Here is a 19,479-nt window from a genome sequence, read left to right as displayed (position 1 = left end):
ATAATTTACAAATATAAAAGTTTTGTTTAAAGGCTTGCTAAATTTGTATTTACCAAAAAAATATTTTTTTGAAAAAGAATAATAGTATTTTTGAAGCCTTAAAAATTTTTTTATGAAAAATATTGCAGTCGTTTCAGGTGGTTTTTCAGACGAGCATAAAGTTTCTCTAAAAAGTGGACAAACAATTCTAAATCATATCGATAAAAATAAATTCCATGCTTTTGACGTGCAAATTCTAAGCAACATCTGGCAAGTCGTCATCGATGGAAAGAAATTTCCTATTGAAAAAAGCGATTTTTCTTTTACCAAAAATGGTCAAAAAATAAAATTTGATTGCGTTTTCAACATCATTCATGGGACGCCAGGCGAGGACGGGTATTTACAAGCATACTGGGATTTGGTGGGCCAAAAATACACTGGCTGCGGGCACTACCTCTCTGCACTGACTTTTAATAAAAAAGATTGCTTAGCCGTTTTAAATAAATATGGAATATCCACTGCTCGATCAGTTTATTTAAGAGAAAATAATGACTACGATGTTGACGAAATTATAGAAAATTTGGGCTTGCCTTGTTTTGTCAAACCCAACCAATCTGGGAGTAGTTTAGGCATTTCAAAAGTGAAAAAAAAGGAAGATTTTTCTAAGGCTTTAGAAATTGCATTCAAAGAAGATCAAGATATTTTAATCGAAGAATTTATCGACGGCACCGAGGTTTCGGTAGGTGTGATTGAGTACAAAAATGAAATAATAGTGCCTGGTATTACCGAAATTATTTCTTATAACGACTTCTTTGATTACCAAGCTAAATACGAAGGCCGATCCAAGGAAATTACACCGGCCAATATTCCATCAGATTTGTATGAAAAAATTTCTTCTACAGCCATTCATATTTATAAATCTTTGGGATTAAAGGGCATGTCGAGAAGTGAATTCATTCTACGAGACAATACTCCTTATTTCATAGAAATCAATACTTTACCAGGGTTTTCACCAGCAAGTATTCTCCCCCAGCAGCTGGCGTATGCTAAAATTAGCATTCAAGATTTCATTACCAATGAAATTGAATCTGCTTTAAAATCATTAGATTAGTCAAAAATTCATTATTATGCAAAGAATCGCCGTTTTCCCGGGCTCTTTTGATCCCATCACACTTGGTCACTTTGATATTGTAAAAAGAGCTATTCCTTTGTTTGATAAAATCATCGTAGCAATTGGTGAAAATGCTCAAAAAAACTATATGTTTTCACTAGAACAACGCATCGATTTTTTGGAGAAAACCTTTCATGGTTTCCCGAATGTTATGATTGATACTTACAAGGGTTTAACCGTCGATTACTGCAAAGTGAAAAAGGCTAATTTTATTTTAAGAGGTTTAAGAAATCCAGCTGATTTTGAATTTGAAAAAGCTATCGCTCATACCAATCGTGCTCTAACTCACCAAGAATTAGAAACCGTTTTTTTACTCACATCATCAGGGAAATCTTACATCAGCTCTAGCATCGTGCGTGACGTAATAAGGAATAAAGGCGACTATAGCCTCCTCGTACCTAATGCTGTGAAAATCAATTGAATGTGATTTTTTTTAAGGCTTAAAAAATTTTAAATGTTTAATTTCAGCTGGGGTGGAATCAGTTGAAAACTCCTCCGATGGTAGGGGGATATTCCTGTCTTTAAAATCCCTTCGCGATGCTTCTTGGTAGGGTAGCCTTTATTATTTACCCAATCATATTGAGGATATTCTGCATGCAATTCTTCCATGAAGGAATCTCTTTCGGTTTTGGCCAAAACTGATGCCGCTGCTATATTAAGGTAATGAGCGTCGCCCTTTACACAGCATTGAAAGGGAACTTCCTCATAAACTTTAAATCGATTGCCGTCTACAGCTAGAAATCCTGGCTGTTGTTTTAATTTTTTCAAGGCTTTGTGCATTGCTAAAAAACTGGCATTTAGAATATTTATTTCATCTATTTCTTGTGCAGAACAGAATCCGATACCGAAGCTTAAAGCTTCTTTTTTAATTTCTATTGCTAGTTTTTCTCTATTTTTCTTAGATAATTTTTTAGAATCATTGAGTATAGAGGAGTGATAATCCCAAGGTAGAATTACTGCTGCCGCATAGACTGGGCCAGCTAAACAACCTCGCCCGACTTCGTCTAGTCCTGCTTCTAGTAGTTTTTTTTGATAAGATAATTTCATGCAATAAAATTATGACTACTAATTTTTAAAAGTAAAAACTAAAGTTTTAGAATGAAAAAATCCGATATTTTTTTTTATCGGATTTTTTAAGGCTTAAAAAATTTCTATAATTCTAATGCTCTTCTGATAGAAGAATCATCATTCCCACCCATCAAAATTTCAGCAGGATTTTCTATGGCTTCTTTTACAGCGACTAAGAAACCTACTGATTCTCTTCCATCGATGACTCTATGATCATAAGAAAGGGCTACATACATAATTGGTGCAATCGAAATTCCTCCATTTTTCACCACAGGTCTTTCTACAATATTGTGCATTCCTAAAATAGCAGATTGTGGCGGATTAATAATTGGTGTAGAAAGCATTGAACCAAATACGCCTCCATTGGTAATTGTAAATGTGCCTCCTGTCATTTCATCAATACTGATTTTATTATCCCTTACTTTGATGGCTAAATCTCTGATGTTTTGCTCAATTCCTCTAAAAGTAAGCATCTCTGCATTTCTCACAACGGGAACCATCAAACCTTTTGGTCCAGATACAGCGACAGAAATATCCATAAAGTCATGTAAAACTTTGTAATCTCCATCAATCATTGAATTAACTTCTGGGTATTCCTGCAGCGCTCTAGTAACGGCTTTGGTGAAGAAAGACATAAAACCTAGGCTCACGCCATGCTTTTCTTTGAATTCTTCTTTGTACTTTTTTCGAAGCTCAAAGATTTCCGTCATATCCACTTCATTAAATGTGGTGAGCATCGCTGTCTCATTTTTCACAGAGACCAATCGTTCTGCTAATCTTCTTCTGAGCGAAGACAACTTTTTTCTTTCAGTACCTCTATTGGCATAGCTTGGCACAGAACCCATCGCTGGTGTATAATTTTCCGCATCTTCTTTTGTTATTCTTCCATCTTTTCCCGTGCCTTTCACCTGTGATGCATCAATTTCTTTTTCTGCTAAAATCTTTTTAGCTGCTGGGGAAGCTGTACCGCTGGCATAAGTTTTCTTTTTCTCTATTGCCTTTTCTGTATCATTAGAAAGAGCTTTAGGTGTTTCTGTCTCCACTTCTTTAGGTGTCGTCTTCTTTTCTTGAGCTTTGGGTTTCTCTGCTCCCATATCAATCAAGCAAACAACTTGCCCTACTTGTACTACATCGCCTTCTTCGGCTTTTAGGGTGATAATGCCACTTTCTTCAGCTGGCAATTCCAATGTAGCTTTATCAGAATCCACCTCTGCAATGGCTTGATCTTTATCTACATAATCACCATCTTTTACTAGCCATTCGGCTATTTCCACTTCTGATATAGATTCTCCCGGTGAAGGGACTTTCATTTCTAGTATACTCATAATAATTCTTATTGTTCGTTCAGGTCAAAAACTCGATTAATTACATTTGCTTGATTGATACTCCATCTTTTAGAAGAGCCAGATGCTGGTGAAGCGCTCTCTCTTGGTGAAATCATTTTCCAAGAGTATTGGTTTAGATGTCTCAGAATATGAGACCACGCACCCATGTTCTCAGGTTCTTCTTGTGCCCAAATCAAAGATTTATGGTTCGGGTAAGATTTTATCACTTCATTTATTGTCTTATGATCTAGTGGATATAATTGCTCTAACCGAACTAATGCCACATTTTCAATTTTTGCTTCTTTTCTATGCTCTAATAAATCATAGTAAAGCTTACCACTACAGAAGACTAATCTTTCTACTTTCTCTTTCTCTATATTGTCATCAATGAGTGGCTGGAATTTCCCGTCAGTTAAATCCTCTAGAGAACTTTTTACCAATGGGTGTCTCAGCAAGCTTTTGGGTGTAAAAACAATTAATGGTTTACGGAAATTCACCTTCATTTGCCTTCTCAATAAGTGGAAAAAATTGGCTGGAGTCGTACAATTTGCCACAATCATATTGCCCATCGCACACAGCTGCAAATATCGCTCTACACGTGCGCTTGAGTGCTCTGCTCCTTGACCTTCATACCCGTGGGGGAGCAGCATTACAATTCCATTTTGGATTTTCCATTTATCTTCTGCCGCAGAGATATATTGATCTATGATAATTTGAGCCCCATTGGAGAAGTCTCCAAATTGTGCTTCCCAAATCGTTAAGGTTTTAGGAGCAGCCATCGCATAACCATAGTCAAAACCTAATACTGCATATTCTGATAAAAGTGAATTATAAATTTCCAATGTTCCATTTCTATGAGGAATATTGTTTAATAAAATAAACTCTTTTTCATCTTGCGTTTTAATGACAGCATGGCGGTGAGAGAATGTTCCTCGCTCTACGTCTTCACCCGAAATTCTTACATTAAAATCTTCTGTCATTAAACTGCCATAAGCCAGCAATTCTGCCATCCCCCAATCAATAGCATTTTCTTCAAAAACCATATCATGGCGTTGCTGATGAAGTCTTTCAATTTTACGAATAAAATCTTCTCCTTCAGGTAAAGTACTTATTGTTTTAGCTACTTCTTTTAATTTATCGAGAGGAAATCTTGTATCAACATCTTCTAAAATGGCTTCTTCCCTTTTAATTTCAAAATCTTTCCATGCTTCTGGCATAAAAGGATCTAATGAATTTCTCTCAATCTTTTTAGAATCTTCTAAATTATTTTCAAGAATATTTTTAAAGTCATTTTCCATTTCATCAAGAAACTGATCGTCGACAATTTTTTCTCCCTTCAGCTTTTGATTGTAAATTTCTCTTGCCGTATCATGCTTATCTATAGCTTCATACAACTTTGGCTGTGTAAATCGTGGTTCATCACCTTCGTTGTGCCCATATTTTCTATAGCCTAGTAAATCAATAAATACATCTTTATTGAATGCTAAACGATAATCTACCGCAAATCGAATGGCATGAATCACCGCTTCTACATCATCGGCATTCACGTGGATTACAGGGCTCAAAGTCACTTTGGCTATATCTGTACAGTAAATGCTTGATCTTCCATCCAAGTAATTAGTCGTAAATCCAATTTGATTATTAGTTACGATATGAATCGTTCCACCAGTGGTATAGCCATCAAGGGCTTCCATTTGGATTACCTCATATACAATTCCTTGAGCAGCAATAGCCGCATCTCCGTGAATGAGGATGGGCATCGCTTTACTCGCATCTTTTTGATACTCTAAATCTATTTTTGCCCGGGTAATTCCTTCTACTACAGCATCTACAGTTTCTAAATGAGAAGGGTTTGGAGCTATATTGATTTTAACCTCTTTCCCTTTACTGGTTTTTGTGAGAGTAGTTGAACCTAGATGGTATTTCACATCTCCATCAAAATAATCATCATCAAAATCCTTCTTTTCAAATTCACTAAAAATTTGAGAGTAAGATTTCTTAAAAATATTTGCCAAAACATTCAATCGTCCGCGATGAGCCATCCCTACAATAAACTCCTTCACACCTCCTTCTGCACCACGAGTAATGATTTCATCCAAAGCTGGAATAATAGTTTCTACGCCTTCCGCAGAAAATCTTTTTTGCCCTACAAATTTTTTATGTAAAAAATCTTCAAAAGCTGTTGCTTCATTCAATTTATGAAAAACCTGCCTTTTTTCTTCGGGCGTTAATTGTGGAGTATTTAAATTTTTGTTGAGCCATTTTTGAATCCAATCTACCACCTCTGGCTTGCGTATATACATATACTCTATCCCGATAGAGCGGCAATACATATTCTCAAGGTGTTGTACGATTTCTTTTAAAGTCATGGAATTTTTAAAACCTAAAATTTCACCAGCTTTAAATTCCGTTTCTAAATCATTTTCGGTCAGGCCAAAATTCTCTAAGGCCAAAGTCGGGCGGTACTCCCTTCTTTCTCTTACAGGATTAGTCTTTGTAAATAAATGACCTCTAGTGCGGTAACCATTAATTAAGTCAATGACTTTAAATTCTTTTTGAAGCTTCTCAGGAAGATCACTCAAGGAATCAATTTCAGCTGTGTTTTCTTTGGCATATCCTGATTGCCCAAAATCGTATCCTTGGAAAAAAGCTTTCCAAGAAGGTTCAATACTATCTGGGTATTTTTTATACTTTTCGTATTGTGACTCTACAAATTCTGCATGTACTGCATTTAGGAAAGAAAATCTATCCATTACATCTTATTCTTTTTTGCTTTAGCAATTTATAACAAAGATAAAATTTTCTTTAATTTATCAGCCTTTATATTGATAGAAAAATAAAAAAAAAGCCCTGAAATTTTTCAGGGCCCTCAATCGTATACTTTTTTATTAAAACTGGTAACCTAAACCAACTGAAAATACACCATTTTTGAAATTATTCTTTTCTGAAACTTTTAAGCTTTGAAGTGATTTGTTATTTTTATCAAACACATTAGTTAACCCAAAGTTGTAGCGTGCATCAACAGTCAAACCTTGAGCTAATTTATACCCAGCTCCTACAACTGCACCAAAGTTTACTTTTGAAAAAGCATCTTTATCTAGTTTCTTCGAAGTTTTACCTAACGCTCCATCATACTTGAATTCAGAACCTGTATTAAAGCTTAATTGTGGCCCTGCTTGTAAGTTCAAACCTTCTGCAACATAAAATTTCGCTAAGACTGGAACGTTAATGTTTTGCGTTTTGAAATCATAAGTCTCTTTTCCTAAAGTCCACTTAGCACCTTGGGTTGAGTAAAGCACTTCTGGTTGAATTGAGAAGCGGTCTGCCACTGGGATTTCAGTAAATAAACCTACATGGAAGCCAGATAGACCTTTTGTGTTCATGTTTTTCGCAGCATCGCCTCTCAGTGTAGAGTAGTTATATCCTGCTCTTGCTCCAATCTGAAGTGCTTCCATACTTTGTGCATTCAAACCAATCATTCCTGCAAATGCAACCGAAGCTGCTAATATTAACTTTTTCATTTTCTTTATTTTTTTTAAAGTTATGTTCTAAATAAATCAATTCATGTGCCAAAAAAGAAAAATTCCTAGTCTTAAGAAATTATTAACTTCACAAATTCTATTGTCAGATTAAAAAAATCGAAAAAACACATCTCAATTTAACTGAAAATCACTTGAATTTTAGTGGCTCGAATATATGTTTTCACAATTTTAGCCATTGTAATTCGGAGCTTCTTTTGTTATTACAATATCATGGGGGTGACTTTCTTGCAGTCCAGCATTCGTTATTTTCACAAATTTTGCGTTTTCTTTTAGCGATTTCACTGTTGGCGTTCCACAATAGCCCATTCCAGCTCTTACACCTCCGCATAATTGGTAAACCACGTCTTTTACTTCTCCTTTGTAGGGTACACGTCCTTCAATGCCTTCTGGCACTAATTTTTTTGCATCTGTTGCCTCATTCTGGAAATAGCGATCTTTACTTCCACGTTTCATTGCTGCTAAAGACCCCATTCCTTGATATGTTTTGAATTTCCGCCCTTGGTAGATGATTTCTTCACCAGGCGCTTCATCTGTTCCAGCAAATAGACTTCCCAACATTACGCAGTCTGCCCCAGCTCCGAGAGCTTTCACAATATCTCCTGACAATTTAATTCCGCCATCTGCAATTACTCTAACGCCTTTATTTTTAGCATATTCATAAACATTACTAATCGCCGAAAGCTGTGGCACCCCAACCCCTGCGATTACACGCGTTGTACAAATTGACCCTGGCCCTACGCCAACTTTCAGCGCATTTGCTCCTGCTTCTACTAAAGCCTTTGCGGCTTCAGGCGTTACAATATTTCCTCCCACAATATCCAAATTTGGGAAAGCATTTCTCACTTCTTTGATTTTGGATAAAACACCTTGCGAATGCCCATGTGCTGAGTCTAAAGCTATAACATCTACCCCTGAACTTACTAAGGCTTCTACCCTACTTAGCGTATCTTCTCCCACGCCTACACCAGCACCCACGCGCAAGCGGCCACGGGCATCTTTACACGCATTAGGGTATTCTGCCAAATTGTCAATATCTTTGATGGTGATTAAACCGATTAATTTATAATCTTTATCTACAATCGGTAACTTCTCAATCCTATTTCTCAATAGAATTTCTTTTGCGTCTTCCAAGCTAGTCTCAATTCCAGAAGTTATCAGGTTTTCTTTAGTCATCACATCCGTCACTACCTGAGTCATGTCTGTTTGGTAGCGAATATCACGATTAGTCAAAATTCCGATTAAAGTTTTGTCTTCTTCCACCACGGGCAAACCAGATATTTTGTATTTACGCATTAGTTGCTCAGCATCTTGCAACAATTGCTCGGGTCGCAAAGTTATGGGGTCAGCTATCATCCCATTTTCAGAACGTTTGACCAAATCGACTTCTTTTGCTTGCCGCTCAATCGTCATGTTTTTGTGAATAAAGGATAAACCTCCCTGCCGTGCCAATGCTATGGCTAGGCGAGCTTCTGATACAGTGTCCATCGCTGCACTTACGATGGGGATTTGTAGTGTTATGTTATCAGTCAATGGAGTTGAGAGATCTACCGCTGAGGGTAGTATATTTGAATAAGCTGGAACTAATAATAAGTCATCAAAAGTGTAGGCTTCTTGCAAAATTTTATCGTTTAAAGACATATTTCCTTTTGCCGCACAAATTTAGCGTTTTTTTTTAAGCCTTAAAAAATTTTATTTAACTTCACTTAATTTTAAATTCCGAATTGATGAAATTAAAATACAAACAAAAACTAGTTCGACATCATTTGATTTTTGCACTTATTTGGTCTGGGTATTCTTTGCTAGTATTCACACACAAAGAAAAACGGGATTGGCTAAGCTATGGCTGGATTCTCATTTCTATCGCTTGGATTTCGATTTATTTCTACAACAGAAGATACCCTTACGTGAGTATCCAAAATGGAATTATGCAAGTAGGTGGGCCATTGGGGAAGAAAGTAAATTTAGACCAAATTCAAAGTATTCGGAAGTTTGCTGGCGATTATAAAATCAACGCTGGGAGCAAGATCATAAAAATTAATACTAACAAAATTGATAACGAATCGCTACAAGAATTAAATGCTTTTTTTGAAAGTCTAGAGATTGAATGGACTTAATTTTTCTAAGGCTCAGATAATCAATTAATAATGACTGATGGGAGTTATTTTAAATTATAAATAATTTAAGCTGGAGGATTTCTGCCTAATTTTTTTTAAGCCTTAAAAAATTTTAATAAAAATCTTATTTTCGCATGATATAAAAATAAGCGTTATGGATTTTAAAAAGCTTAATAATTTAGTGGGCTGGGTAGTTTTTGCATTGGCTTCGATACTTTATTTGCTGACGATAGAAACTAAATTTAGTTTTTGGGATTGTGGTGAGTATATTGTTTCCAGTGCAAAACTAGGTGTCACACACGCTCCTGGAGCTGCTGTTTTTCAGTTAATTGGAGCTGTATGGGCTGGGTTAGCCTTTGGTAATGGTGCTTTGTATAGCATTCTCATTAATGCTTTATCTGCGCTTTCTAGTTCATTGACTATTTTGTTTCTCTTTTGGACGATTACGCATTTGGCGCGCCGTTTATTTTTAAAAAATAGTGCTTCTCTTTCGTCTACTCAAATTATCTTAATCTTGGGGGCAGGTGTATTAGGAGCTGCATGTTTTGCTTTTTCTGATTCCTTTTGGTTCTCGGCTGTGGAGGGAGAAGTTTATGCCATGGCATCCATGTTCACTGCTTTGATGCTCTGGTTGGCTTGCAAATGGGAAAATGATGCTGGCTTGCCACGTGAAAATAAATGGTTGATTTTAATTTCTTTGCTCATCGGGCTGAGTGTTGGGGTGCATTTAATGGCGATTTTAGTCGTTCCAGCGATTTGTTACATTTACTACTTCAGGCATTATGAGTTTACTTGGAAGAGCTTTGCTATAGCGAATCTTCTCACGATTTTGATTTTCTATTTTATCTTTAAAGTTATTTTTTCTTACACGATGTCCTTCTTTGGGAAATTGGAGATTTTCTTAATCAATACCCTCGGAATGCCTTTCCAAAGTGGATTGCTGGTCGGGATTATTTTATTCTTTATCGTTTTCTTTTTTGCTCTTTGGTATACGCAAAAAAAGAATTGGGTGACTGCAAACACAGTTGTTTTATCAATTTTATTTATGATTATTGGTTTTTCTAGTTGGCTGGTAATTCCCATCAGGGCTACGGCTAACCCGCATATGAACCTTAATGACCCAGATGATGCAATTGGGTTACTAAATTACTTCAACCGAGAGCAATATGGTGATTGGCCAGTTTTCTATGGACCTCTCTACACTGCGCATATGGACTCTAATGGCGTTGAGAAAAACCCAGATGGAACTTATAAAAGAAAAGACGATGGGCCTATTTATAAAAAAAATAAGAAGAAAGGGATTTATGAAGAAGTCGGGAGAAAATACAGCTATGTCTACAGCGATGCCCACACAGGTATTTTTGCACGAATGCACAATCCTCAAATGGCTGATAATTACCAAGCTATCATGGGTGAAGTGGAGCGTTACCAGTCATATGACCCCGTGACTGGCGAGCGAACTGAACATATCAGAAAACCAAGCCTTTGGCAAAACATTCAGTTTTTCCTCAACTACCAAGTGGGGTATATGTATTTACGTTATTTTGGGTGGAATTTCGTTGGAAGACAAAATGATTTTGAAGGTCATTTGGAAGTAACGAAAGGTAATACCATTACTGGGATTCCCTTTATTGATTCTTATTTTCTAGGAGACCAAGGTCTGCTTACCAAAAAATTTAAAGATAACAAAGCTCGTAATATCTATTTTGGAATTCCTTTAATTCTTGGAATCATCGGCTTTATTTTTCATTGGAAAGAAGACCCCAAGCGAACTTTTGCACTCATCTCCCTATTTTTACTAACGGGATTAGGCATTATTTTATACACCAACAACAAACCTTTTGAGCCACGTGAGCGAGATTATGCCGTGGTGACCTCCTTTTTTGTATTTGCTATTTGGATTGGATTAAGTTTATTATCGATTTTTAAATTCCTTCGTTCCAAAATAAAAATAGACGTAAAACCCTCACTCGGCGTTACTGCTTTGGCATTTATCGCTCCACTCTTGATGGGCTTCCAAAACTGGGACGACCATGACCGATCTGAGCGATTAGCAGCACACGACTTGGCTTACAATTATTTAGTCAATTTAGACCCCAACGCCATTCTCTTCGTTTATGGCGATAATGATACGTATCCGCTGTGGGCCATTCAAGAGACAGAAGAGTTCCGAACCGATATCAAAATTGCTAATTACACGCTTTTGGGTTCCCCTTGGAACATCAGCCAAGCCCATAGAAAAACTTACCAAGCTGAGGCCATACCCCATCAGATGACTGAAAGCGATTACCGTGAAGGCCGGAATGAAGCAATTTTGATTTTATCAGCGAATCTTCTCAGTCAATTAAGAGAATATGCCGCTGAACAAAACCCTGAATTGCTACCAAGTTTAGATAAAATTCAGCCTTACAACGATAACGGAATGACAGCAAAAGAAGCCATGAATTGGATTCTAAAACCAAATCCCGCCAAAAATGAATTGCTTTCTATTCTAAAGCAAATTTATAATCCTAATCTAGATAATATTTTACCTACCAACAAAATCATTATCCCAGTTAACAAAGAAAATGTAATCAAAAACAAATTAGTTTCACCCCAATATTACGATAAAATTTTACCGAATCTTAGCATTACGATTCCTAGCAATGCCATCAACTACAAGAACGAGCTCTTCATGCTAGATTTGTTTGCAAATTACGACTGGACTCGCCCGATTTACTTCTCCAGCGGCGGTTTATATGATAATGCAAATATTTTCTATACCAATGATTATTTACAATTTGAAGGCTTCAGCTATAAACTAGTTCCTCTCTTGGCTTCTCAATCGCAATACGGTAGCGATGCACTGGTAGACAGTGAAGATATGTATCAACAAATCAAAAAATACCGATGGGCTAATTTTAACAATCCTGATGCTTATTTTGACCAAACTAGCACCAATAATATTCTTACTTACCGCAATGCGGTGATAAGAACGGCGAAAGATTTAACCGATAATGGAGAAAAAGAAAAAGCGAAGGAAATCATTGACTTACTGATGGAAAAAATTCCACTAGAACGTTACGAAACAGGCTATTCTCTCTATGGGCTCATCCCGATTTATCAAAATTTAGGCGAAAATCAAAAAGCAGAAAAACTCCAAGATTATTTGCTAAAACAAAATCAAGAGGAATTAAACTTCTATGAATCTTTGCCTCCAAGAAAACAGCAAAGCATCCTCTCTGACTGGCGAAGACTGCAAAGTGAACAACAATATTTTGCTGGAATTTTAATTGAAAATTATTTGAAAAAGGGACAAAAAGAGGAAGCTAAAAAAGCTTTTGAAAAAATTTACCTTCCTGTGGTTCAGCAAATTTCTAGTTTGATAGAAAAAGCCAAAAGCGTCGGACTAAATAATTTAACCGAAAAAGAACAAAACGAACTAACAAGTGCGATTTCTTCTCAACGTTCGCTGATCCCGCTGGCAGCAGAAATTGACTCCATCTATGCGGAAGAAAAATTTGATGAAGTCAAGAATATAATGTCTCAAATAGGCATCGAGAAATAATAAATTTTAGCAAAAATCCGTCTAAATTTTCAAACAAATTCTTAAATCAAAAAAAAGGAGAAATTTTTTAAGGCTTAAAAAATTTCTCCCTTTTCTTAATTTTCTTGCCTGAAAATCAATCCAGTTTCAGTCGCTCCTTTCGGTTAGCTAATTCCCAAGCTATCGCAAAAACATACTGCGTTCTTTTAGTCAACAAAGGGTAATTGATTTTATCAGCAGTATCGGTCGGTTTATGATAATCCTCGTGAATTCCATTAAAAAAGAAAATAGAGGGAATATTATTTTTAGCGAAATTATAGTGATCTGAACGATAATACAAACGCTCTGGGTGGTCTGGAGCATCGTAAGTATAATCTAATGCCAAGCCAAAGTGATTTTCGTTAAGCTTCTCTGCAATTGAGCCCAATTCTTTGCTAAGGCGCGTTCCGCCAATCAGATAAAGGTAATTCGGCTGATTTTGATGCTTTTCATCTACACGACCAATCATGTCAATATTCAAATTCGCCACTGTATTTCCTAAAGGAAACCATGAATTTTCAACATAATATTTAGAGCCCAAAAGCCCTTTTTCTTCACCAGTCACATGCAAAAAGATGAGACTCCGCTTTGGTTTAAATCCCTTTTGTTCCAATTTTTTAAAGGCTTTGGCAATATTTAGAATTGCAATGGTACCGCTCCCATTATCATCTGCTCCGTTAAAGATTTCCCCATACTGCTCGCCCACGTGGTCTAAATGTGCAGAGATCACAACATATTCATCAGGTTTTTCGCTTCCTTCAATTTTAGCAATGACATTGTGCCCGACTTCCTCCATCGCACGAAACGTTCCTTTAGGAATCGCTTGCAAATAATCGCCATTCTCTCCAGCTCCTTTGATTTCTAAATCCTTATATTTTTCTACCAAAAAATCAGTTGCTAAAGCTTCATTTTCTGTCCCAGCTTCTCTACCTTTCATTTCATCGCTAGCATAAACATAAAGTTCTTTTTTGACTTCGATTGAATCTATTAGTTCTAAATATTCTGGTTTGAAGTCTAAAGTTTCAATTTTGGGTAAAGCATTTTTCACTTCATTTTGTGACTGACATTGACTGAAAATGACACTACAAAAGCTTAAAAGTAAGGTTTTAAAATTCATTCATTCGATTTTTTGTAAAATTAATGGAAATCTGATTAATAGCTTAAAATTTTTTAAGGCTTAAAAAATTTTCCATAAAAAAAAGCTACCTTCAGTTCGAAAGTAGCTTTTTCTTTAAAAAGCCTTAGGAAATTTATTTCACCAATTTCATTTCCTTGATTAGTCGGTCGGCGTTAGCATATTTATCAATAATGAATAAAATATACCGCGCATCTACCATGATGTTTCTAGAAATTTCTGGGTCATAGTACAAGTCGCTCATCGTTCCTTCCCACACACGGTCAAAGTTCAATCCAACTAAATTCCCGTCTGCATCCAAGGCTGGCGAACCCGAGTTACCACCTGTCGTGTGGTTTGTGGCAATGAAGTTAACGGGCATTTTGCCATTTTTAGCATAAACGCCATAATCTTTTTTTGCGTACAAACTTCTTAATTTTTCTGGAACATCAAATTCGTAATCACCAGGAACATACTTTTCCATCACGCCTTTCAGGTAAGTTGTATTGTCATAATACACGGCGTCTCTCGGCGCATAGCCATTCACTTTACCATAAGTCACGCGCAAAGTAGAATTCGCATCAGGAAAGAATTTCTTTTCATCTTGCATAAAGTCCATTTGCGCTTTCATATATTTTTTGAGCAAATCATCTATTTTATTCTGCAAGCTTATTCGCTTGGGAGAGGCTTTTGCACTGTAAGCAGATTCTATTGCTCTGATTTTTTGAATCAAAGGATCTGCATTCAAAATTTCCTTTAAATTTTCTTGACTCAAAAATAATTTCGGATTTTCAATCAAAGAAATTTGATTGATTTTTCTACCACCTGTAATGATTGATGTATCTAAATCCTCTGCTGTGATATTGGTGTTATCTGGCTGAAATTCAGCAGGAACATTTTTTTTATACAAATTCCAAACGGCTAAAGAAACATCTTTATCTACTTGAGGTTCATAATCTTTATACAGAGACTTTAAATAATCAGAAACTCGGTTTCTAAGTTCATGAGAGACTTGCCCTTCATTTTTTGATAAATCACTTAAAGTTAACGCTATGCGGAAGGTTTCAGAATTTCTATAAATCGCTTCATCAAAATAAGCTTTCGCTAAATTATAATGCTCTATCTTTTGGTACAATTGATTTAAATCTTCAATCATCGATGGGTATTGTACGCATCTTTCACTTTTTTCTGTCTTACACTTTTCTCTGATTTTGTTCAGCAAACGCTGCTCGTAATCTCGTTTTATCTGAATAGCTCCAGACTTCTGAATTCCTTGATTTACACCAATCATATTCTTCCAATAATTGGCAATACTCGCATATTTTGATGCGTATTTGATTTTAATGTTTTGGTCTTGCTTCATGTAAGCATCCATAATTTTCAGTGCCTCATCTCTTACTTCAACTTTTGCAGGATTCAAAGTTTTCACCGTTTGCTCAATAGCAGAAGCTGGCAAATATTCATCCGTCAAACCTGGGAATCCAAAAACAAAAGTAAAATCATTCTTTTCTAAACCTTTGATATTTATTGGTAAAAAATGTTTTGGCTTATAAGGAATATTTTCTGGGGAATATTCTGCTGGTCGATTATTTTTATCGGCATAAATTCTAAACAAAGAAAAATCTCCCGTATGGCGTGGCCAAACCCAATTATCGGTATCACTACCAAATTTCCCAATACTACTAGGTGGCGCCCCCACTAAGCGAACATCTCTATAGGTTTCTGTGATGAATAGGTAGTATTTATTCCCTTTGTAGAATGGCTTCACAAAAGCCTCTTGCCAATTTTCTTTTTTAGTCTTATTTACAATAGTTTTTATGTTCTCCTTTATTGCACTCTCAGTCATATTTTCACCTATCAAAACCTCGTTTGTAACTTCTTTAATATCAATAATGAAAGTCGCCGTCAGGCCAGGATTAGCCAATTCATCGCTCATACTTTTTGCCCAGAATCCATCTTGCAAATAATTATTTTGTAAGGTACTGTGCGACTGAATTTGGCTGTACCCACAGTGGTGATTGGTCAACAGAAGCCCTTGCGGTGAAATGACTTCTGAGGTACAACCACCGCCAAAATGCGCTATTGCATCTTTGATGCTGGCTTTTTGGGAATTAAAGATATCTTTTGCAGATATATTCATGCCCATTTTTTTCATTTCTTTTTCGTTCAATTCTGTAGGGATCCACATTCCGCCGCCAGTTTGGGCGAAAAGAAAACTCCCGACAAAAATCAGTAGTGTTGAAAATTTAAAGTTCATTCGTTTTATTTTGCATTAAATATAATTAATATCTGTGAAATAGATGCTTTTTAACTTTTTTGTGAATTTGATTTAAATTTTTTAAGGCTTAAAAAAATCCATTAGAAAATTATTCTAACGGATTTTTAAAGGCTTAATTTTTTTTAAAAAGAAAATCAATCTACAAAAGCGTGTCTGTAGCCTTTTACATCATCCCAATGACCTCTCGTGAAGTCAGGAATTACAACTGGTGCGCTACCGTTTTCTAAAGAAATTTTAGAAAGCTCTGGCAAGCAACTCCATTCCGCTAAATCATAAACATCCATATCTAATGGCAGCCCATTTTGTAAGCAATATACCAAGCGGTAATCCATGATAAAATCCATCCCTCCGTGGCCTCCTACTTGCTTTGCTTTTTCTTCTAATTCTTTGTGAATTCTGTGTTTATATTTTGCCATCAATGCATTTTTTACTTTTTCAGGTACAAAGCCATGGGAATTTAAGTTTTCATGGTCTGGCGTTATATCAGAGGAAACTTGCTCTGGCTCCAGCGCATAACCTGACACAGGATATTTATTGGCAAAACCTTTTGTTCCAGTCAATTGGTACATTCTAGAGTAAGGTCTTGGATTCACTACATTGTGCTGAATTTGGATGGTTTTTTGCTTCTCAGTCTTTATCATCGTGATGGTATGGTCTCCATTCTCAAAATGATCTGGAGCTACGCCATAAGCACTCTTCCAAGCTTCAGGGCCGTTCACTGCCTTGGTATCTACTGAAACCAAATAATTCATCTTATCTCCACGGTGAATGTCTAGAAGTTGTGCCGCTGGCCCCATGCCATGCGTTGGGTAATTATCTCCTCTGTTATCTTTATTAAATTTTAAACGCCAGTTGTCGTGATAAGCTTTCCAAAAGTCTGCTAGATTATGAATATAAGCTCCTTCTGCATGTAAAACTTCTCCAAAAACACCTTGCTGTGCCATATTCAAAGTCGTTAATTCAAAGAAGTCATAAACACAGTTTTCTAACATCATGCAATGTTTTTGAGTTCTTTCTGAAGTATCAATCAAACGCCAAAGATCTTTCATTGTCATTGCTCCTGGTACCTCTACAGCTACATGTTTTCCTTGTTCCATTGCATACACAGCCATATCTGCATGTGTTCTCCAGTCGGTAACGATGTAAATTAAATCAATATCATCTCGCTCCACCATTTTTTTCCAAGCATCTGCACTGCCAGAATAATCTGCGGCTTTTGGCAGGCCAGCTTTAGCCAATATTCTTTGTGTTTTCTCTACACGCTTTGGCTCAATATCACACAAAGCAACAATCTGAGTCCCAGGGATGTGCGTGAATCGCTCTACAGCACCTGGCCCCCGCATTCCTAAGCCGATGAAACCTACGCGTACGGTCTCTAGCTTAGGTGCTCGTAAGCCCACAACATCTTTTTGCCCTGCAGGTCTTGTGGGTACTTTGGTTACAATCTGCCCCAGAGCATTTCTTTCATAGTCATTAAAATTCATGTTTGAATTTACTGTCGTCTTAGCGGTGTTTGAGTTTTGTGTTGCACAGCTCCAAAATAAAAAGGAGTTTAACAACAGGAAAAACAATGTAACTTTTTTCATTCTATTTTTAATTTTCTATTGTTTTTTATGAATTCTCAAATTTAATTTTTTCCTCTTGTAATTACAAATTTTAGGAGAATATCATGTTTTTGGCCCGTTGTGCATTTTAAATAACTGAATCTTTTAAATAATTAACCCTTCATGCCTTTTGATTTAGCAGAATAAAAAGCATTAAACTAAAAAAAGCTATAAAAAAATAGCCCTCCTTACGGAGGGCTAAAAAGCTTTAATTTTTAATACAACGCACGCTGAACCCGTTAGCTCGGCTGCTGCGGCCGTTCGCACCGCTGTTGCCACTGTTGAAGTACATGTGGTGAGCGAAGTTCCTGTCGCTAGCAGAGCTACTCCAGTAGTACCCGCCAGAATCCTCGTAGCTCAGTAGACCATCGAGATAGTAATAGTAGCCAGCAGCTGCAAGGTTTGGCAATACATCTTGACTCGAACCTACTTGTCTTACAGCTTTGAGTAATTCCTCCCACTCCTCTAGCGTCGGAACATGGTAACCAGACGGGCAAGGGTTATTACGTCCTCCTGCTCTCCACAACGCTAAATCTGAACCTGATGCATTTTCACCACCCTCTACCCAGTTAGGGTCTTCAAAAATAAACTTCCCTGCTGCTTTGTCTGTGTTTGTCCAACTTGGGGCTTTTACAAAGGTCTTTTCTCTACTCCTAACTCTATTCCTAAACTCATGCCCATCACTCACTCTCTGCCATTGGTATAATGAACCGTAGAGATTTTTGTCACCGTGGATAGTTTCTCCTGTTTTATTAACGGTAGGGTTAAAATCAGAACTATGGATGTCTGCATATTCTGCACCAAGGTTGAGGTTGAGCCATGTTTTATTATAATTAGTAGCAGTTTCAGTTACAATTGTGGCACAATACACAAAATCATGCTTGCCGTCACCAAAGTGCTTGTCAAAAAGTATGTTTTCTGGCGTACATTGTTTGATTTTATTGATGATCTCCCCTGCTCTGTCTGGATACTTCTTACGAATATAATCTATCCTTATCTCATTCAATATTTCTCTTTTAATCTCTGAAAGACTTGTACGCTTCACCAGCTTATTATCTTTTTCATCCCAAATTAAAAGCCATTGGGTAGATTTTTCCTCCTTAACATCTTGTATGCGCAGGTCTCCTCTTTGGTTGCCTTTTGCGCTGATGTCTAGCATGGCTTTTGGCTCATCTGTATTAATGCCCACCTGAGCCATAGCTAAAGCCCCTGGCAATACAACGAAAGAAAGTAATAATTTCTTCATTTGTTTTAATTTTTTGGTTAATATTTTATTGATTTATTCTTTTCTTAATTAAATTTTTGCTGTTTTTTTGCTGTTTTTTTGCTTCTTCTTTTAGAAAGAGCCCCAACCCGTGAGGCTCTTCTTTTTGAAGAAATTACTACTTCCACACAGGTGAAAATAGAAAAACCGCACAAGATTTTCTTGCACGGTTTTGCGGTTCGCTCCCGAGGGGAAGCAAAAAATTATTATAAGTTACTGATAATGAGTTGTTTAGCTCATTGCTTGTGTGTGTGTGTGTGTGTGTTTACACTTTATTTTGAAACTCACAAATTTCATTTGTTAAAATTTCGTTATTTTTTTGTTAAAAATTTTCGTTGAGATTTTTCTCTTCTCTCAACCTGCCCGCAAATGTATTTTACGTTTTTGAATTATGCAAATTTGTTTTGAGGTAGGTGAACTTAAATGATCATTTACACTACACCTTGTGCTAACAT

13 protein-coding genes are annotated in these 19,479 nt (G+C 36.5%); 4 read left to right on the top strand and 9 right to left on the bottom strand.

The features are described 5' to 3' along the window. The first annotated feature begins 112 nt into the window (after positions 1–112). Both D5J18_RS06215 and coaD read left to right on the top strand, forming a co-directional pair. Positions 113–1,090: a D-alanine--D-alanine ligase gene (locus D5J18_RS06215; protein WP_119058154.1), complete on the top strand. Its 978-nt coding sequence runs from the start codon at positions 113–115 to the stop codon at positions 1,088–1,090. A gap of 16 nt (positions 1,091–1,106) precedes the next feature. Then, on the top strand, positions 1,107–1,571 hold the full coding sequence (gene coaD, locus D5J18_RS06210; RefSeq protein WP_119058153.1) for a pantetheine-phosphate adenylyltransferase: 465 nt from the start codon (positions 1,107–1,109) through the stop codon (positions 1,569–1,571). A 29-nt stretch (positions 1,572–1,600) separates the two neighbouring features. On the opposite strand, the gene rnhB is transcribed toward coaD, so the two are convergent. From rnhB to guaB, 5 genes are all read right to left on the bottom strand, one after another. Continuing rightward, a complete protein-coding gene (gene rnhB / locus D5J18_RS06205; protein ID WP_119058152.1) occupies positions 1,601–2,197 on the bottom strand; it encodes a ribonuclease HII in 597 nt (198 codons plus the stop codon). A 104-nt stretch (positions 2,198–2,301) separates the two neighbouring features. Then, a complete protein-coding gene (gene odhB, locus D5J18_RS06200) occupies positions 2,302–3,543 on the bottom strand; it encodes a 2-oxoglutarate dehydrogenase complex dihydrolipoyllysine-residue succinyltransferase (protein WP_119058151.1) in 1,242 nt (413 codons plus the stop codon). Between the two features lie 8 nt (positions 3,544–3,551). Next, positions 3,552–6,296, bottom strand: a complete 2,745-nt coding sequence (locus D5J18_RS06195) for a 2-oxoglutarate dehydrogenase E1 component (protein WP_119058150.1) — start codon at positions 6,294–6,296, stop codon at positions 3,552–3,554. Between the two features lie 135 nt (positions 6,297–6,431). Next, complete coding sequence (locus D5J18_RS06190; protein ID WP_119058149.1) at positions 6,432–7,064, bottom strand: porin family protein; 633 nt, start codon at positions 7,062–7,064, stop codon at positions 6,432–6,434. Between the two features lie 189 nt (positions 7,065–7,253). Continuing rightward, positions 7,254–8,723 carry an IMP dehydrogenase gene (gene guaB / locus D5J18_RS06185; RefSeq protein ID WP_119058148.1) on the bottom strand — a complete coding sequence of 490 codons (1,470 nt, stop codon included), beginning with the start codon at positions 8,721–8,723 and terminating at the stop codon, positions 7,254–7,256. 86 nt (positions 8,724–8,809) lie between these two features. Here guaB and D5J18_RS06180 point away from each other — a divergent pair, with 86 nt between their 5' ends. Together D5J18_RS06180 and D5J18_RS06175 are read left to right on the top strand one after the other, a co-directional pair. Beyond that, positions 8,810–9,199, top strand: coding sequence for a hypothetical protein (locus D5J18_RS06180; protein ID WP_119058147.1), 390 nt, complete (start codon positions 8,810–8,812; stop codon positions 9,197–9,199). Between the two features lie 154 nt (positions 9,200–9,353). Beyond that, the gene (locus D5J18_RS06175) at positions 9,354–12,746 is read left to right on the top strand and encodes a glycosyltransferase family 117 protein (RefSeq protein ID WP_119058146.1); all 3,393 of its coding nucleotides are present in this window, start codon (positions 9,354–9,356) and stop codon (positions 12,744–12,746) included. Positions 12,747–12,861: 115 nt separating this feature from the next. On the opposite strand, the gene D5J18_RS06170 is transcribed toward D5J18_RS06175, so the two are convergent. From D5J18_RS06170 to D5J18_RS06155, 4 genes are all read right to left on the bottom strand, one after another. Next, positions 12,862–13,881, bottom strand: a complete 1,020-nt coding sequence (locus tag D5J18_RS06170) for a M28 family metallopeptidase (protein ID WP_119058145.1) — start codon at positions 13,879–13,881, stop codon at positions 12,862–12,864. 133 nt (positions 13,882–14,014) lie between these two features. Further along, positions 14,015–16,135 carry a S46 family peptidase gene (locus D5J18_RS06165; RefSeq protein WP_119058144.1) on the bottom strand — a complete coding sequence of 707 codons (2,121 nt, stop codon included), beginning with the start codon at positions 16,133–16,135 and terminating at the stop codon, positions 14,015–14,017. A 155-nt stretch (positions 16,136–16,290) separates the two neighbouring features. Further along, positions 16,291–17,640, bottom strand: coding sequence for a Gfo/Idh/MocA family protein (locus D5J18_RS06160; protein WP_260377560.1), 1,350 nt, complete (start codon positions 17,638–17,640; stop codon positions 16,291–16,293). Positions 17,641–17,968: 328 nt separating this feature from the next. Then, the gene (locus D5J18_RS06155; RefSeq protein WP_119058142.1) at positions 17,969–19,006 is read right to left on the bottom strand and encodes an FISUMP domain-containing protein; all 1,038 of its coding nucleotides are present in this window, start codon (positions 19,004–19,006) and stop codon (positions 17,969–17,971) included. Between the last annotated feature and the right edge of the window lie 473 nt (positions 19,007–19,479).

The organism is Candidatus Ornithobacterium hominis, from assembly GCF_900538215.1.
GTDB lineage: Bacteria > Bacteroidota > Bacteroidia > Flavobacteriales > Weeksellaceae > Ornithobacterium > Ornithobacterium hominis.
The sequence above is the reverse complement of the archived record's forward strand: the minus strand, read 5'-3'. Positions and strand labels throughout refer to the sequence as shown.

Excerpts from the sequence above, each read along its gene's own strand:
- D5J18_RS06215 (WP_119058154.1), top strand. The coding sequence starts at position 113 with ATGAAAAATATTGCAGTCGTTTCAGGTGGTTTTTCAGACGAGCATAAA.
- coaD (WP_119058153.1), top strand. The coding sequence starts at position 1,107 with ATGCAAAGAATCGCCGTTTTCCCGGGCTCTTTTGATCCCATCACACTT.
- rnhB (WP_119058152.1), bottom strand. The coding sequence starts at position 2,197 with ATGAAATTATCTTATCAAAAAAAACTACTAGAAGCAGGACTAGACGAA.
- odhB (WP_119058151.1), bottom strand. The coding sequence starts at position 3,543 with ATGAGTATACTAGAAATGAAAGTCCCTTCACCGGGAGAATCTATATCA.
- D5J18_RS06195 (WP_119058150.1), bottom strand. The coding sequence starts at position 6,296 with ATGGATAGATTTTCTTTCCTAAATGCAGTACATGCAGAATTTGTAGAG.
- D5J18_RS06190 (WP_119058149.1), bottom strand. The coding sequence starts at position 7,064 with ATGAAAAAGTTAATATTAGCAGCTTCGGTTGCATTTGCAGGAATGATT.
- guaB (WP_119058148.1), bottom strand. The coding sequence starts at position 8,723 with ATGTCTTTAAACGATAAAATTTTGCAAGAAGCCTACACTTTTGATGAC.
- D5J18_RS06180 (WP_119058147.1), top strand. The coding sequence starts at position 8,810 with ATGAAATTAAAATACAAACAAAAACTAGTTCGACATCATTTGATTTTT.
- D5J18_RS06175 (WP_119058146.1), top strand. The coding sequence starts at position 9,354 with ATGGATTTTAAAAAGCTTAATAATTTAGTGGGCTGGGTAGTTTTTGCA.
- D5J18_RS06170 (WP_119058145.1), bottom strand. The coding sequence starts at position 13,881 with ATGAATTTTAAAACCTTACTTTTAAGCTTTTGTAGTGTCATTTTCAGT.
- D5J18_RS06165 (WP_119058144.1), bottom strand. The coding sequence starts at position 16,135 with ATGAACTTTAAATTTTCAACACTACTGATTTTTGTCGGGAGTTTTCTT.
- D5J18_RS06160 (WP_260377560.1), bottom strand. The coding sequence starts at position 17,640 with ATGAATTTTAATGACTATGAAAGAAATGCTCTGGGGCAGATTGTAACC.
- D5J18_RS06155 (WP_119058142.1), bottom strand. The coding sequence starts at position 19,006 with ATGAAGAAATTATTACTTTCTTTCGTTGTATTGCCAGGGGCTTTAGCT.